The 13,387-nt window shown below is 67.2% G+C and carries 13 protein-coding genes and 2 pseudogenes; 8 read left to right on the forward strand and 7 right to left on the reverse strand.

The window, feature by feature from the left end; translation table 11 throughout:
• Positions 1–144: 144 nt before the first annotated feature.
• Positions 145–405, forward strand: coding sequence for a hypothetical protein (locus tag AC3ERS_RS25385; RefSeq protein WP_431970589.1), 261 nt, complete (start codon positions 145–147; stop codon positions 403–405).
• Positions 406–1,238: 833 nt separating this feature from the next.
• On the opposite strand, the gene AC3ERS_RS25390 is transcribed toward AC3ERS_RS25385, so the two are convergent.
• The 3 genes from AC3ERS_RS25390 to AC3ERS_RS25400 all read right to left on the reverse strand — a co-directional run bounded on the left by AC3ERS_RS25390 (position 1,239) and on the right by AC3ERS_RS25400 (position 4,765).
• Positions 1,239–1,409 carry a hypothetical protein gene (locus tag AC3ERS_RS25390; protein ID WP_488186862.1) on the reverse strand — a complete coding sequence of 57 codons (171 nt, stop codon included), beginning with the start codon at positions 1,407–1,409 and terminating at the stop codon, positions 1,239–1,241.
• Between the two features lie 307 nt (positions 1,410–1,716).
• The gene (locus AC3ERS_RS25395) at positions 1,717–2,928 is read right to left on the reverse strand and encodes an alkane 1-monooxygenase (RefSeq protein WP_431970590.1); all 1,212 of its coding nucleotides are present in this window, start codon (positions 2,926–2,928) and stop codon (positions 1,717–1,719) included.
• A 520-nt stretch (positions 2,929–3,448) separates the two neighbouring features.
• Positions 3,449–4,765: a lipase family protein gene (locus AC3ERS_RS25400; protein WP_431970591.1), complete on the reverse strand. Its 1,317-nt coding sequence runs from the start codon at positions 4,763–4,765 to the stop codon at positions 3,449–3,451.
• Between the two features lie 340 nt (positions 4,766–5,105).
• Here AC3ERS_RS25400 and AC3ERS_RS25405 point away from each other — a divergent pair, with 340 nt between their 5' ends.
• Entirely contained in the window at positions 5,106–5,711 is a 606-nt protein-coding gene (locus AC3ERS_RS25405) for a ClpP family protease (protein WP_431970592.1), read from the forward strand.
• Complete coding sequence (locus AC3ERS_RS25410; protein WP_431970593.1) at positions 5,708–6,301, forward strand: ClpP family protease; 594 nt, start codon at positions 5,708–5,710, stop codon at positions 6,299–6,301. Before AC3ERS_RS25405 ends, AC3ERS_RS25410 begins: the two co-directional genes overlap by 4 nt.
• A 9-nt stretch (positions 6,302–6,310) precedes the next feature.
• On the opposite strand, the gene AC3ERS_RS25415 is transcribed toward AC3ERS_RS25410, so the two are convergent.
• Entirely contained in the window at positions 6,311–6,676 is a 366-nt protein-coding gene (locus AC3ERS_RS25415; protein WP_431970594.1) for a helix-turn-helix domain-containing protein, read from the reverse strand.
• 131 nt (positions 6,677–6,807) lie between these two features.
• On the opposite strand from AC3ERS_RS25415, the gene AC3ERS_RS25420 reads away from it, so the two are divergent.
• Positions 6,808–7,467 (forward strand): class I SAM-dependent methyltransferase, encoded by a 660-nt coding sequence (locus tag AC3ERS_RS25420; RefSeq protein ID WP_431970595.1) that lies wholly within the window; start codon positions 6,808–6,810, stop codon positions 7,465–7,467.
• A gap of 71 nt (positions 7,468–7,538) precedes the next feature.
• On the opposite strand, the gene AC3ERS_RS25425 is transcribed toward AC3ERS_RS25420, so the two are convergent.
• The gene (locus AC3ERS_RS25425) at positions 7,539–8,630 is read right to left on the reverse strand and encodes a 4Fe-4S binding protein (protein ID WP_431970634.1); all 1,092 of its coding nucleotides are present in this window, start codon (positions 8,628–8,630) and stop codon (positions 7,539–7,541) included.
• Positions 8,631–8,852: 222 nt separating this feature from the next.
• Here AC3ERS_RS25425 and AC3ERS_RS25430 point away from each other — a divergent pair.
• Positions 8,853–9,194 (forward strand): annotated as a pseudogene (locus AC3ERS_RS25430) (protein kinase domain-containing protein); the annotation flags it as partial.
• A gap of 149 nt (positions 9,195–9,343) precedes the next feature.
• Here AC3ERS_RS25430 and AC3ERS_RS25435 read toward each other — a convergent pair.
• On the reverse strand, positions 9,344–9,754 hold the full coding sequence (locus AC3ERS_RS25435) for an FCD domain-containing protein (RefSeq protein WP_431970596.1): 411 nt from the start codon (positions 9,752–9,754) through the stop codon (positions 9,344–9,346).
• Positions 9,755–9,800: 46 nt separating this feature from the next.
• Here AC3ERS_RS25435 and AC3ERS_RS25440 point away from each other — a divergent pair, with 46 nt between their 5' ends.
• From AC3ERS_RS25440 to AC3ERS_RS25450, 3 genes and pseudogenes are all read left to right on the forward strand, one after another.
• Positions 9,801–10,205 carry an MFS transporter gene (locus AC3ERS_RS25440; protein ID WP_431970597.1) on the forward strand — a complete coding sequence of 135 codons (405 nt, stop codon included), beginning with the start codon at positions 9,801–9,803 and terminating at the stop codon, positions 10,203–10,205.
• A pseudogene (locus tag AC3ERS_RS25445) lies at positions 10,142–10,354 on the forward strand (MFS transporter); the annotation flags it as partial. The gene AC3ERS_RS25440 and the pseudogene AC3ERS_RS25445, both read left to right, overlap by 64 nt.
• Before the next feature lie 116 nt (positions 10,355–10,470).
• Positions 10,471–11,298, forward strand: coding sequence for an MFS transporter (locus tag AC3ERS_RS25450; RefSeq protein WP_431970598.1), 828 nt, complete (start codon positions 10,471–10,473; stop codon positions 11,296–11,298).
• Here the strand turns inward: AC3ERS_RS25450 and AC3ERS_RS25455 are convergent.
• Positions 11,295–13,064: a hydroxysqualene dehydroxylase gene (locus tag AC3ERS_RS25455; protein ID WP_431970599.1), complete on the reverse strand. Its 1,770-nt coding sequence runs from the start codon at positions 13,062–13,064 to the stop codon at positions 11,295–11,297. The genes AC3ERS_RS25450 and AC3ERS_RS25455 overlap by 4 nt on opposite strands.
• Between the last annotated feature and the right edge of the window lie 323 nt (positions 13,065–13,387).

A 13,387-nucleotide genomic window follows, 5' to 3' on the forward strand; every position in this document is an offset into this window, starting at 1 on the left:
GTACACCTCCCGCCTTCCGGCCGATCCGCCGGACCGGTCTCACCTTTCCGCGCTGTAGCGACGTGTCCACGCGATACCCGGCCACCAGTGCGCCTAACGGCGACCCGACACTTCGATGCCGAACGAGGATGCGCCAGTCACGTTTTGATCACGCACGCGACGGGTAACACCATCGGCATGACTCCGATGAACGATCGACCTGAACAGATCGTCGGCATCGAGCGCGGTACCGCCATGCTCGGCGGCCTCATCGCGATGGCTCTGGGCTGCGGAGTAGCGATCCTGACCGGGTCGCTATCCGCGGCCCTCGGCTCCTTCGCGGCGGTGTGCTTCGGCATGATCGTGCTGGTGCCCTCCATCGGCCGCACCCCACGCCGGCCCACTAATTCCCCTCGCCTTCTCTGATTTTCACCCCCGACCCCCGGACCACCATTCGACTACGGTCGATAGGAAAATGGATTCGACGGTAGTCGAATGGTGGTCCCCAGTAGTCCGGAACGACCATTTCTCTCCCGCCGATTCCTGCCTCGGCCCGCTCAGCTCGGTGCCGATCGGCAGGTCCTGCTTCGACTGGCTCGCACGAAATGCGGCCTCAGCGCCGGTCCAAGCCGACGAGCCCAACCTGGCTAGGCCGCGAGAACACTGCCACAGCAGGCTGATTGGACTCGAAGCCGAGCTACGTTTATCTGGCGGGTGACTCGCTCCCGGCTGTGGGCGGTCGCGTAGCCCCACCTCCTGGCCGCGGCCAGACCTAATGTGTTGGCAGACAACAGACTTCCCACCGAACTCCTTCGGCCGCAAGTGGATTCGGTTCGCCGGTCCCTGAATCGCGAACGCTCCCGGGGGGCGGCGCTGGGATTGGACACGGCCAGGATCGTCGAGTGAGCGGCTGCCGATGGCTGCGGTCCTGCGGTGGGCACTTCTGTGGTCACGCAGGGTCCGATGCCGAGGCGCAGGCGAAGTTGCGGCAGTCGACACCGGACTGCTCGCGGTCGTCCAGACCGGTGCTGACCCCGCGCGGTGAGCACGCTCCCGGTCGCAGGAGCGCCTACGGGCACGACACCGGATCGGCGCGATATTGGGTCGTCGCGTACCGGTGCGACCCGGCGTCGGCCGCTATGCGATCCAGCTCGAGCGCATGGGCGGCGCGCACGTCATCGCGCCACTACCGGCGACCTGCCTGGCACGGAGCGGGACGGCGGGCACTGGGGCGGACGAGGCCTTCCGAGCCTGCCCTCTCAGCGATCGGCAAGAAGCACCGCCACGTTGTGCACTGGCGCCATCGCGACGTCTTTCGTTCCGATGAAAGGGTGGAAGAAGGTGCGCTCGAAGACCCCCCCGGGGCGACCGGTTGCGTCGGCCGCAATGCGATTCAGCTCGCGCTTGGGCGGCGCGCACGTCATCGCCATCACCGGCGACCCGCTCGGCAGGGGCGGCCTACCGCGTTCTGGCCGAGGGCGGAACGCCATCGGCCACGCAGCCGGGCAGGACGAGACATCCCTGTCCAGTGCGTGCTTCGGTGTTCAGGGTCGCCACGGCCGAACGATCGCGACGCCTTCCTGCTGTCGTGCACCGACATCGGCCCGGATCGATCTGGCTCGCCGACCGGGTTGCGGCCGGAGCCTCGATCCGGGCATCGCCTGGTGCGGGATTGGGACCAGGTCGGCGAGGGGGCGCGGGCGTTGTTGTCGCGCCGGTCGCACGGCAAGGCGGTGGTCAATGTGATCCCGCCTCACCGGCTCCCTCCGGCGTCCGCACCGGTGTTCGATCGACAGGTGGCGTAGACCCGGCATTCGAGAAGGGATTGCGCTTGAAGCGGGGCTTCCGGTTGACGAGCATGAGGTTGCCGCCGTAATGGTCGAGCACTCGGTGGTCCATGACCGCGCGCCACAGCGGCGGCACCGCGGCCAGCACGACCATGGAGGCGTAGCCCGCGGGCAGCTGCGGCGCCTGCATCGAGCTGCGCAAGGTCTGGTAGCGGCGGCCGGGGTTCGCGTGATGGTCGCTGTGCCGCTGGAGATGGAACAGGAAGATATTGGTAACCAGACGGTCGCTGTTCCAGCTGTCACGCGGCGTGCACCGCACGTAGTTGCCGTTGGGGCGGCGCGCGCGCAGCAGGCCGTAGTGCTCGACGTAGTTCACCGTCTCCAGCAGTCCGGCGCCGATCAACGCTTGCAGCGCCAGGAACGGGATCACCATCGGCCCGAAGACGAGGATCATCGTGCCGAACAGCGCGATGCTCATCGACCACGCCTGCAGCAGGTGGTTTTCCGGGCTGAAGAAGCCCTTTCCCCTGCGGGACAGGCGTTCTCGTTCCAGGGCGATCGCCGAGCGGAACCCGCCGAACATGCTGCGCGGCAGGAACTCCCACAGCGACTCGCCGAACCTCGCGCTGGCCGGGTCTTCCGGCGTGGCGACCCGCACGTGGTGGCCGCGGTTGTGCTCGACGAAGAAGTGTCCGTAACCCGACTGCGCCAGAGCGATTTTCGCGAACCACCGCTCCATGCGCTCGACGCGATGGCCCAGCTCGTGCGCGGCGTTGATACCGATACCGGACACGACGCCGAGCGTCACGGCGAGCCCGAGCTTGTCCGCGAGGCTCAGTTCCGTTCTGGACCACAGATAGCCTGCGATCAGCAGACCGATGAACTGCATCGGCAGGAAAAGGTAAGTGCACCAACGATAATAGCGATCGTTGGACAATGCCTCGTAGTCCTCGTCGCGTGGATTGCTTCCGTCGTCACCCACCGCCCAGTCGAGCAGTGGGATGGCCACGAACACGATGATCGGACCGATCCACCAAAACAGTTCCAGGCCGGTGTGGGCCACCAGTTGTGAGGGAAGGAGTGCGCAACCCGGTGCTATCAGACCGAAAATCCAGAGATACCGCTTGGGGTCACGCGCTTGCGTGTTTTTGAAGACCGTCATAGCCGTCCCGCTGATTCAACAGAACAACACCCAATTCAGAAGTGTGGCCGCCGAAAACGGTGCACTGAGTTGTCGTTCCAGAATAGCGGTTTCCTCGCAGCAATCCAGAGTTCCGGAAAAATCGTCCCCTGACCGGGCCGCTTCGCCGCCATGCTCGCCGACCCGGAGCGGTCGGCCCGATGATTCGGGGAGTTGGGTGCGGCGGATGGATTCTCGGTGCTTTACACCGTCGAGTAGTGACACTCGGCAGTGGCCGTCGACGCCACCGAGCGGGATGCCCCCGAATCCGCACGCGCAATGCCGGGTTCGCCGTCACCGGCCAGAATGAATGCGCGGGAGTGCTGGGACTTCGCCGGCTCCGAAGGCGCGAGGTCCCGTTTCGTACCACCAGGTGACCCGAACTTCGCGACCGGGCTCGGCCATCGGCGCGGGTCGGCTCAGAGGCCGACCCGCCGCCGGGCATCGTGCATCAGACAATCACCACATCACAGAGACGAACAACCGCGCCGCGGATCCGCGATCACGGCAGCCCACCGCAGTTGGTCGGAGCGGGAACACCGGCAAGCCGATCCGTCAGCCACTGCTGCGAAGCGGCCAGCGCCGGGAAGAACGCCATCACGTGGGTGCCGACGAGTCCGGACATGCTGGGAATCTGAGCATTCGCGTCCAGCTGAACCGGCACGCCACGACTGCACCAGCTCGCCGCCACGCCGTGAATCGGCGCGAACGGCGCGCCCTCGTCGTTCGGCGCCGAGGAGATCAGCACGGGCATATCCGGGGTGAGCCCACCGACGCGCTGCTCGTCGAACACCGCTTTCAGCGTCGGGGACTGATCGATCACGGCGGTGAGCGGCAGCCCGCTCGCGGTCCACTGGGACGTGTGCTGGTTCTGCTGCGCCAGCCCCATCGGTACGGCGCACTTGCCCGCCGCTTCGTTCAGGATCGCCTTGCCGGTGTCGTTGAGCTCGGCGTCGAGCACCGGGCCGACACTCGGGTAGTTCGCCGCCATGCCGTTGAGAATCCAGGCGTAGGTGGGGGCGATGTCGGCGCGCCCGTCGTTGTACCCGATGAAGTACTGGTCGTCGACCACCGGTCCGCCGACGTAGGCGCCGCGCACGTTCACGTCGGGGGCGTAGCTCGAATGGAGTTCGGCCGCACCGCCGGAGGCCATGCCGCCCTGCGAGTATCCGTAGAGGATGACAGGGGCGTTCGGCCCGAGCCCGTTGCCGGGCAACTGCTGCGCGGCGCGCGCGGAGTCCAACACCGCGTGGGCTTGCGCCTTGCGGTTGAGGTAGTCGTGCATCGCGGGCGTGCCGAGGCCGTGATAGTCGGTCACCATCACCGGCATGCCGCGGGCCAGCAGCGTGAAGATCGCGACCAGGTCGTATTCGAAGATCACATCGGCAGGCGGCTCGAACTGGACGACCTGCGAGAGCAGCTTCGAGGGCGCGCACTGATCGCCCTGCCCCTTCGTGCCGCCCGCGTACGCGACCAGCGGCCGCTCACCGGGACCGGTCCACGGCACGATGGGATCCAGGTACGTTCCCACCACCGCGGTCATCCCGTCCTGCGCGTCGCTGCTCAGGTACATCAGGCGCGTCGCGCGCGCCGGGATGACTCCGGGCTGCCCCGGGGCAGACAGAGCCACTTGTGTCGGTTCGGCGCGAAGGATGTTGCCCGGGGCGCCACCCGGCAGCGGAGCGGGCGGAATGTAGAAATCGGCGACGGCTTCCGCCACCGGATCCGTCCACGCCTGCGGTGCGGAAATCGCCCCGCCGCCAACCACGGTGAGGGTTCCCGTCAAAACTGCGGCCCAGCTGAGTAGTCGACTCCTCACGATCTGTCCTTCCTTCGATGGGGAAGAGCCTCGACATCTAGAATCGGATACCGAGATTATCGGTATCGCGGTCGTCAGACAGGAACAATGCGCATCCTATTTCCATGTAACTGTCGAAAGGCAGTTCGAAACGCCGATATCCACGTCACGGTTTCGACAAGTCCAGCCAGACCGCCTGTTTCATCGCCCGCCCGAATTCCCATGCTTCGCGGCAATAAACGTGCGGCCTGTCCCGCCGATCACCGGAGCGCCCGATCCGCACGTCGCGCGCTGCTGTGAGCAGATCTGCCGAGGGCAGCGACGGCCCGGTTTCACCGCCGCGCTGAGGCACGGTGAAGGCATGGCTCACGACGACAAGACCCCCCTGTTCAGCTGGCGCGCCAGAGAGCAACTGCTCGGCCGCCGCATCCTGGTGCTCGACGGACCGCTCGACGACGACAACGGCACCCTGCTTGCTACGCAGTTGCTGACCCTCGCCGCCGAGAACGACGACGCGGGCATCTCGCTGTGGATCCACTCGCCGGGCGGCTCGGTCCCCGCGATGCTCGCGATCCGCGACGTGATGCGGCTCGTGCCGTGCGAGGTCTCCACCTTGGCGCTCGGTTTGGCGTGCAGCGCAGGGCAATTCCTGCTGTCCTCGGGCAGCCCCGGCAAGCGCTACGCCCTGCCGCACGCCAGGATCCTGATGCACCAGGGCTCGGCGGGGATCGGCGGCACGGCCGTCGACGTGGAGGTCCAGGCCGACGACCTGCGCCACACCGTGGAAACGGTGCTCGGCCTGATCGCCGCCGACACCGGCCAGCCCTACGACCGGATCTACGAGGACTCCCTGCACGACCGCTGGTTCACCGCGGCACAGGCCAAGGAGTACGGATTCATCGACCACATCGTCGACAACTTCGGACAGGTTGTCCCCCAACGCCAGCGAATCGGGATCTCGGCATGACCACCTACACCATCCCCAACGTCATCGCCCAGCATCCGCGCGGCGGCGAGCGCATCACCGACATCTACTCACACCTGCTCGCCGAGCGCATCGTCTACCTGGGCACGCCGATCGACTCCGGCGTCGCCAACGCGCTCATCGCGCAGCTGCTGCACCTGGAATCGGAGAGTCCCGAGCAAGAGATCCAGTTCTACATCAACTGCGAGGGCGGCGACCTGACCTCCATGCTCGCGATCTACGACACCATCCAGCACATCGGCGCGCCCGTGCACACCACCTGTGTCGGCCAGGCCATCGCCGTGGGCGCGGTGCTGCTCGCGGGCGGCGCGCCGGGTCGACGCGCGATGCTCCCGCACGCGAGAGTGGTGCTGCACCAGCCCGCCGCCCGCGGGCAGGGCGCGATTCCGGATCTGATCCTGCAGGCCGACGAGCTGGTCCGGATGCGTGCCGAGATCGAGGCGATCCTCTCCCGGCACACCGGACAGACGGTGGAGCGGCTGCGTCACGACACCGATCGGGACCGGGTCTTCACCGCGCAGGCCGCGATCGACTACGGACTCGTCGATACCGTGCTGCAACCGCGAAGCTGAGCGACGGGCTCAGGCCGCGCGGAGCAGCAGGGTCGGTGCGGCCTGGGAGTGCCGCATCGGGGTGCGCCGCGCGCGCAGTTCCTCGGCGACCTGCTCGGTCAACCCGACGAGGGTGGTGCCGAGCGCACCCGCCAACGCCGCGATCATCTCGCTCGACGGCTCCTTGCGACCGCGCTCCACCTCCGACAGGTACTGCGGCGAGATACCCGCGCGTCCGGCCGTCTCCACCAGCGTCTCGCGCTGTTCCTGCCGCAGCGCGCGCAATCGTTCGCCGAGCGCCTCGCGCCACAGCGGTTCCGGAGCGGTGGGCTCCTTGCGCCGGGGTCGGTCGTCGCGTCCACCGGGGATCGAGTGCAGTCTCGGATGCTCGGTCATGGACGAAGCGTACGTTTCGCCCCGCGGTGCGCGGCTAGTCATTACGCTGTGGGCGTACGTGCTCGGCGGTGCCGCCGCCACCGGGCCGTGGCGCTTGACCTGAACCCTGGTTGAGGATGAAGGCTGGGAGCATGACTCAGGCTCCGGAATTCTGGAACACCGTCTACGACAACGACACCGCCCCGTGGGTGATCGGCGAACCGCAACCTGCGATCGTCGCCCTGGAACGGGACGGTTGGATTCGCGGCAGGGTGCTCGATCCCGGCACCGGCGCGGGCGAGCACACGATCGCGTTGACGAAACTGGGCTACGACGTGCTCGGCGTCGACCTGTCGCCGAGCGCGGTCGCCTACGCCCGGCACAACGCCGCGGACAAGGGCGTTTCCGGCGCCCGGTTCGAAGTGGTCGACATGCTCACGCTCGCCGACGCGGACGACGACCGGCTCGGCGTCTTCGACACCGTCGTCGACAGTGCGCTTTTCCACGTCTTCGGCACCGAACCGGAGGCGCGAGCCGCCTATGTCCGCGGACTGCACCGGATATGCAAACCGGACGGTCTCGTGCACGTCCTCGCGCTCTCCGACACCGAGCCGGGTTTCGGCCCGCGCATCAGCGATTCGCTCATCCGTGAGTCGTTCGCGGGTGAGGGCTGGGAGCTCGAGGATCTCGTCCCCACCACCTATCGCGGCCGGATCACCGAAGTGGTGGCCGAGGAGGTGGCGCGTCTCGACCTGCCCGCCGAGGGTCTGGTCGACGTGGCCGCCTGGCTGGCGCGCATCCGGCGCGTCTGAGCGTCGCGTCCGCGCGGGTCGTACTGCCCGCGCGGACGGATTCGCCGACCCGGGTCGCGGACGTACCGCGATCAGTCCGACGCGGGCCGCGGACGCGGGCGCGGGCCGATCTGATCGAGCAGCGTGTTGACCTCGTCCGGGAAGCCGTTGGTGACCGGCTTCGGGATCTTGTTCGGGAACCGGCGCGTGACGTGCTCCTCCGCGGCGGACCCCGGCAGCACGTAGACGGGTTCCGATTTGGTCTGCAACGGACGCACGACCTCCTCGAGATGCCCCTTCCGGTCGTCGAGGAACCCGCCGATCACATCCTCGCCCGCGGGACAGACGGCCATGCAGTAGCCGGCCTTGTAGTTGGGCTTGAACGACAGGCTCTGCCACATCGAGAAGGACTCGCCCGTGGTCACTCGCGCGCGGTACTCGTCGCGGTCGGCGCTGTCCGCGACGGTCTCGGCCCAATCGGTGAAGCCGCCCATGAACTCTCGATAGTTGTGCGTGTAGCAGGCCTGGAAGTCGAAGCCTCCGTCGGTGGTGATGGCGCCGACCGGGCACGCGGACACGCACAGCTTGCACTCGAGGCACGGATTGAACTCCAGTGTGACGCTGGGCTCGTCGACCACCGCGTCGGTGACCACCGTGCCGAGCAGGATGAAGTTGCCGAACTTCGGGTGAATCACGTTGCGGTGGATGCCCATCACGCCCAACCCCGCTGCCTGCGCGACCACCTTGTGCGCGATGACCCAGATGCGGCCGGGAAACCGGTCGACCTCCATCGGATATCCCGGCGCGGGGTAGACGGCGCGGTAGCCCGCGTCCTGGAGCGCCCTGGTGATGCGACGCGAGACCTCGTTGGTCTCGTCGTCGGCGTGGTTGAATTCGGTGTTCGCCAGGCTGCGCTGCGGACTGCGCAGATTGTCGCGGTTCATCCGCACGCAGAACGATACGAATGTCCTTGCCGCGGGCAGGATTCCGCGCGCGTGGTCGAATTCCTCGGCGACCCTGGGGTCGTCGACGGGGACGAAGCCCACGTCGTCGGCGCCGGCGGCCAGGCAGATCTCGCGCAGCCGAGCGGTGTTCAGCACCGGGTCGGGCGTCGTGCGTGCACGCTCGGCGACCCGCTTGACGGTCGGGTGATCGGCCAGTCGCCCCGTTGATTCCTGGTCCATTGTCGACATCGGGCCCTCCTACCCATCGTGCGGCCGAGACGGCCTCGAGAAGATAGACCCCGCTGAGCGTCGAAATTCATCGGCCCGCGGCGCCGCTCCCCTGCTCACGGCGGTCACGGTGAGTTGCGGAACCGTTGCCGAGCCGTCGATCGGGGTTATCCTCGTGGGGCACGATTCGACCGCAGGGTCACCCCGAGAGCTCGCCCAGAATCGAGGCCGACAATGGCCGACATACTGCCGACACAGCGCAGTCCGTCCTCCGGCATCGACGTGGACCTGAACGCCGAAGGGTTCGAGCAAGCGGAGGAGATCGGGCGTGGGGGCTTCGGCGTCGTCTATCGGTGCATGCAACCCGACCTGGACCGCACCGTTGCCGTGAAGGTGCTGACCTCGGATCTCGATGTGGAAGGCATGCAACGGTTCATTCGTGAGCAGCAGGCCATGGGCCGGTTGTCCGGCCACCCGCACATCGTCGACGTCTTCCAGGTCGGCACCACCGGCTCCGGACACCCCTATCTCGTCATGCCGTATCACCCCCGCGGCTCGCTGGAACAGCGGATCAGGCACTAGGCTGTACGCGGTGGATCACACCTTGATCGATCTACCGCGTGCCGCTTCCGCTGCCCCTCTTCGGCCTCCGATCGACCAATGCCTATGTGCTGGAAGGCCGCGACGGGCTGATCGCCGCGAACATCCGCCTGCACAGGGCGATCTCACGCGGTGGACTTGCGCTCCTCCTCGGACCACAAGCCCTGCTTCTCCAGCATCGCGACCAGTTCGTCGGCGCCCGACATGATGTGATCGCGCATCACCGTGCTCGCCACCTTGGGGCGGCGCTTCCGCAGGGCCTCGAGAATCGCGGGGTGATCGCGCAGCGCCTGCTCGCCGCGGCCCTCGATCTCGTTGTAGAACCGGTCGGGCAGTTGCTTGACGACGGCGCCGAGCAGTATCGCGAGACGATGCGAGTCGGCCGCGAGGTTCACCGTCCGGTGGAACTCGTGTCCCAGCGCGACGACACGCTCGGCGCCCGCGCCCTCCGCGACGGCTTGCTCGTGCGTAGCGACCACGGCGGCCAGATGATCGAGCTGCGCGATCGAGATCGACTTGGCGGAGCGGCTGGCCACGTTTCGCCCCCGCCGCACGGCCGAGCAGCGAAAGATGGAGGCCAGGGTGACGCAGACCGAGACGCGAATCGCGCACGTGCCCTGGCTGGACCGTCCCGCGGCGCGCGCGTACCGCAGCCGCGTCATGGTCACCGTTCTCGCGTTCGCGGGAATCCTGGCCGCCTTGATGCAGACGATCGTGCTTCCGCTCGCGGCCCACCTGCCCGACATGCTCGGCGTCGGCGCCGACAGCGCCTCGTGGGTGATCACCGCGACGCTGCTGACCGCTGCCGTGGTGACGCCGATCAGCGGACGACTCGGTGACATGTACGGCAAACGCCGAGTGCTGCTCGCCTGCTTGATGATTCTCACCCTCGGATCCGCGGTGTGCGCGCTGTCGAGCAATCTGTGGACGGAGCTCGGGGGCGCGTACTGCAAGGCACGGCGCTCAGCGCGGTTCCGCTCGGCCTGAGCATTCTGCGCGACGAACTGCGCCCGGCCCGGGTACCCACCGCCATCGCCCTGATCAGCGCGACCCTCGGTGCGGGCGCCTCGGTCGCGCTGCCGGTGTCGGCGTTCGTGGCGGATCGGTTCGACTGGCATCTGCTGTTCTGGTGCGCGGCGGCGGTCGGCCTGCTCGCCACGGCGCTGGTGCGGGCCTTCGTCCCGGAGTCGAACGCGCGCGCAGTGGGTCGATTCGACTACCTCGGCGCACTCGGTCTCGGCGTCGTGCTGCTGTGCCTGCTGGTGCCGATCACGAAAGGGAATTCCTGGGGCTGGACCCCGCGGTGGTCGTTCCCCTTGTCGCGTGCCCGATTTCGGCCGCGCTGTGGCTCTGGTACGAGACCCGGGTCTCGAATCCCGTGGTGGACCTCGCGACATCGCTGCACAGGCAGGTGTTGCTCACCAATATCGCCGCCGTGCTCGCGGGCTTCGCGATGTTCACCCAGAACATGCTGACGCCGCAACTGTTGCAGGCCGACGAGAACACCGGGTACGGGCTGGGCAGTTCGGCGTTCGTCACCGGGCTGGCGCTGGCGCCCGCCGGTTTCATGATGATGGTGCTCTCCCCCGCCGCGAGCCGCCTGTCCACGCGCCACGGCCCGAAGACGACGCTGCTCGCGGGGCTCGTCATCACCGCCTTCGGCTATGCCACCGCCGCCCTGATGACTCCCGGTGTCTGGCAGCTCGCGGTCGGCGCCGGAGTGAACGGAGCAGGAGTGGGACTCGCCTACAGCGCGATGCCCACCCTGGTCATGAACGCGGTACCGGAATCCGAGACCGCGGCGGCGACCGGGCTGAACACCCTGATGCGCACCATCGGCACCTCGAGTTCGAGCGCCGTCCTCGCGATGCTGCTCACGACCGTCACCATCGGCACCGCCGCGGGCGCCGCCCCCGCCGAATCGGCCTTCCACCTCGGCTTCGGGATGGGGGCCGCCAGCGCGCTCGCGGCGCTGTTCGTCGCGGCGTTTCTTCGCACCGGGAACAGGAACGACGGTGGAGCCCGGATCGGCGCTGGGCTCGCCGAGCGCCGGATCGGCACTGGGCTCGCCGAGCGCTAACGGACCGGATATCGCCGGTCGATCACATCGAACATGTTCGGCTGGCCCGCTTTGTACAGTTCGCGATCGATCAGTTTGAGCGGCTCCCACAGCGGCATGGTGTATCTGGGGAAGACCTTCGCCGGAGATCCGGGGACGCCGGCGGCGTGCAGGACGGCGTTCGCCGCCAGTCTGCCGCCCTCGTTGGCCGCTTCCATACACGCGACGTTCATCTGGGTCTTGATCCAATCCCCGGCCAGGAACAGATTGTCGATGGCGGTGTGCGCGTCGGGCCGGTCGTACCAGGAGCCGGGGTTCTGGATGAAGATCGGGTCGTCGTAGGCCACGTCCGGAGTTCCGGCGCCGGTGAGGGCGGGGTCGAGGAACCACGAGTGCAGCATGTCGTCGGTCAACTGCGTGACGCCGTCGTCGTTGAGGCCCGCTTTGAGCTGCGCCCACGACTCCGCCGCGATCTCCTCCGGCGTGCATTGTTTGGCGGTCTTGCGGGTGAACGTGCCTGGCGCGTCCCACTCCGAGATGATCACCGAACACACGTCGCGCACGGTCCTGTCACCGTAGGTCGAGAGGGGACGACGCCAGAACTGCGCCTCGTTGATCGAGGTCATGCTCCACGGCGCGTCGACGAAGGAGGTGTGGCCGTTGACCAGATCGACGCGCTCGGTCAGGAAGAACTGCAACCCGACCATCCACGCCGCCTGCAGCCGACGGATCGCGTCCAATGCTGGGTCGGCGGCGATCATCTCGTCGGACAGCACGTCGGGGACCTTGTCCAAGGGAATGGCCGAGATGTAGTGATCCGCTTCCACCTCGTGACGGCCGCCGCCCGCGTCGGTCACCGTCGCCGAGACGATGTGCGAACCATCCAGCTGGAACCCCGAAAGCCGCTGTCCCGCACGGAAGGTCACTCCGATCGAGCGCAGGTAGTCGACCCACGGGCTGATCCAGGCCTCCGTCGTCGGTCCGTTGAGCACCCGGTCGTTACCGCGTCCGTCGTTGTCGTTGTTGAGATTCAGCAACGACCACACGTACTCCTCGCCGACCAACCCGATGGAATGGGCGCTGCAGTTGGCGGATTTGGTGGCCACCAGCGAACGGATGAAGCCATCGCCGAGGAAACGGCCGTACTCCGGCGAAGAATTGTCCAGCTTCGCGAAATCCCACCAGGTCATGCGCTCCCATTGGCCGAGTTTGCGTTCACCGCAACTGGATACGTACACCGCGAGGCGCTCGGCCGCGAAGATCGCCTCGTGCAGCGGTAGGCGGAACAGCGTCTCGAAGACCGCGGCGACCGAGTCGACGAACGCCTGGGGCGTCATGGGAGGTTGCGAGAAGGGCAGCGGAAACGGCAGGGGGATCGTCAGGTTCTTGCGATTCGTCCCGACGATCATCTCGGCGTTGAGCCGCACCAGATTGTCGAGCGTGCCGTTCGCGTTGCCGGGAAAGGGCGTGCGCCGCATGGTGTCCGGCAGGTTGTGATAGAAGCCGAAGAAGCTTCGGAAACCGTGTTCACCCGGCAGCCCGTCCTGGCTGTAGATGCTGCGCGTCTTGCCGCCGAAGTCCGCCAGCTTCTCGTACACCGTGACCGCGAATCCCCGCTCGGCCAGCTCGTGCGCCGCGGTCAGGCCCGCGGGCCCCGCGCCGAACACCGCGACCGATCGACCCGCCACCGCCCGGACCGGATGCGCCGGCGCCAATGTCATGGCGGCGGCCACGCCGCCCGCCCACGCCGCGGACTTGATGAACGCTCGCCGCGACTGCGACGGCAATTGCCTTCTGTGCAATTCGAACTCCCGACCATCGGCCCGCGACTCGACACTGACGTCGCGCCCAGGCGCCTTTGCCTCGCGAGGACTATGTTAACAATCATTCCTTACACGAGAAGTCGATTCGGGAGAACTTCGCGGGCCACGACTTCGGCAAAACACCCGCTATATAGGCAGTGCTGCATCGTCAATGGGGATTTCGGGTCAGATATCTCCACTCCTGTCGAGGCCATTATGTTATCGGTGAGTCCTTCGAAATAGTCAGGCGGCACACGGCTCGAGCCCGGAGACGGCGCTGCTCGAGAGGCGCATCGAGATCGGCGAGC

Source organism: Nocardia sp. bgisy134 (assembly GCF_057708325.1).

Excerpts from the sequence above, each read along its gene's own strand:
- AC3ERS_RS25390 (WP_488186862.1), bottom strand. The coding sequence starts at position 1,409 with ATGGCGATGACGTGCGCGCCGCCCAAGCGCGAGCTGAATCGCATTGCG.
- AC3ERS_RS25395 (WP_431970590.1), bottom strand. The coding sequence starts at position 2,928 with ATGACGGTCTTCAAAAACACGCAAGCGCGTGACCCCAAGCGGTATCTC.
- AC3ERS_RS25405 (WP_431970592.1), top strand. The coding sequence starts at position 5,106 with ATGGCTCACGACGACAAGACCCCCCTGTTCAGCTGGCGCGCCAGAGAG.
- AC3ERS_RS25410 (WP_431970593.1), top strand. The coding sequence starts at position 5,708 with ATGACCACCTACACCATCCCCAACGTCATCGCCCAGCATCCGCGCGGC.
- AC3ERS_RS25415 (WP_431970594.1), bottom strand. The coding sequence starts at position 6,676 with ATGACCGAGCATCCGAGACTGCACTCGATCCCCGGTGGACGCGACGAC.
- AC3ERS_RS25420 (WP_431970595.1), top strand. The coding sequence starts at position 6,808 with ATGACTCAGGCTCCGGAATTCTGGAACACCGTCTACGACAACGACACC.
- AC3ERS_RS25425 (WP_431970634.1), bottom strand. The coding sequence starts at position 8,630 with ATGGACCAGGAATCAACGGGGCGACTGGCCGATCACCCGACCGTCAAG.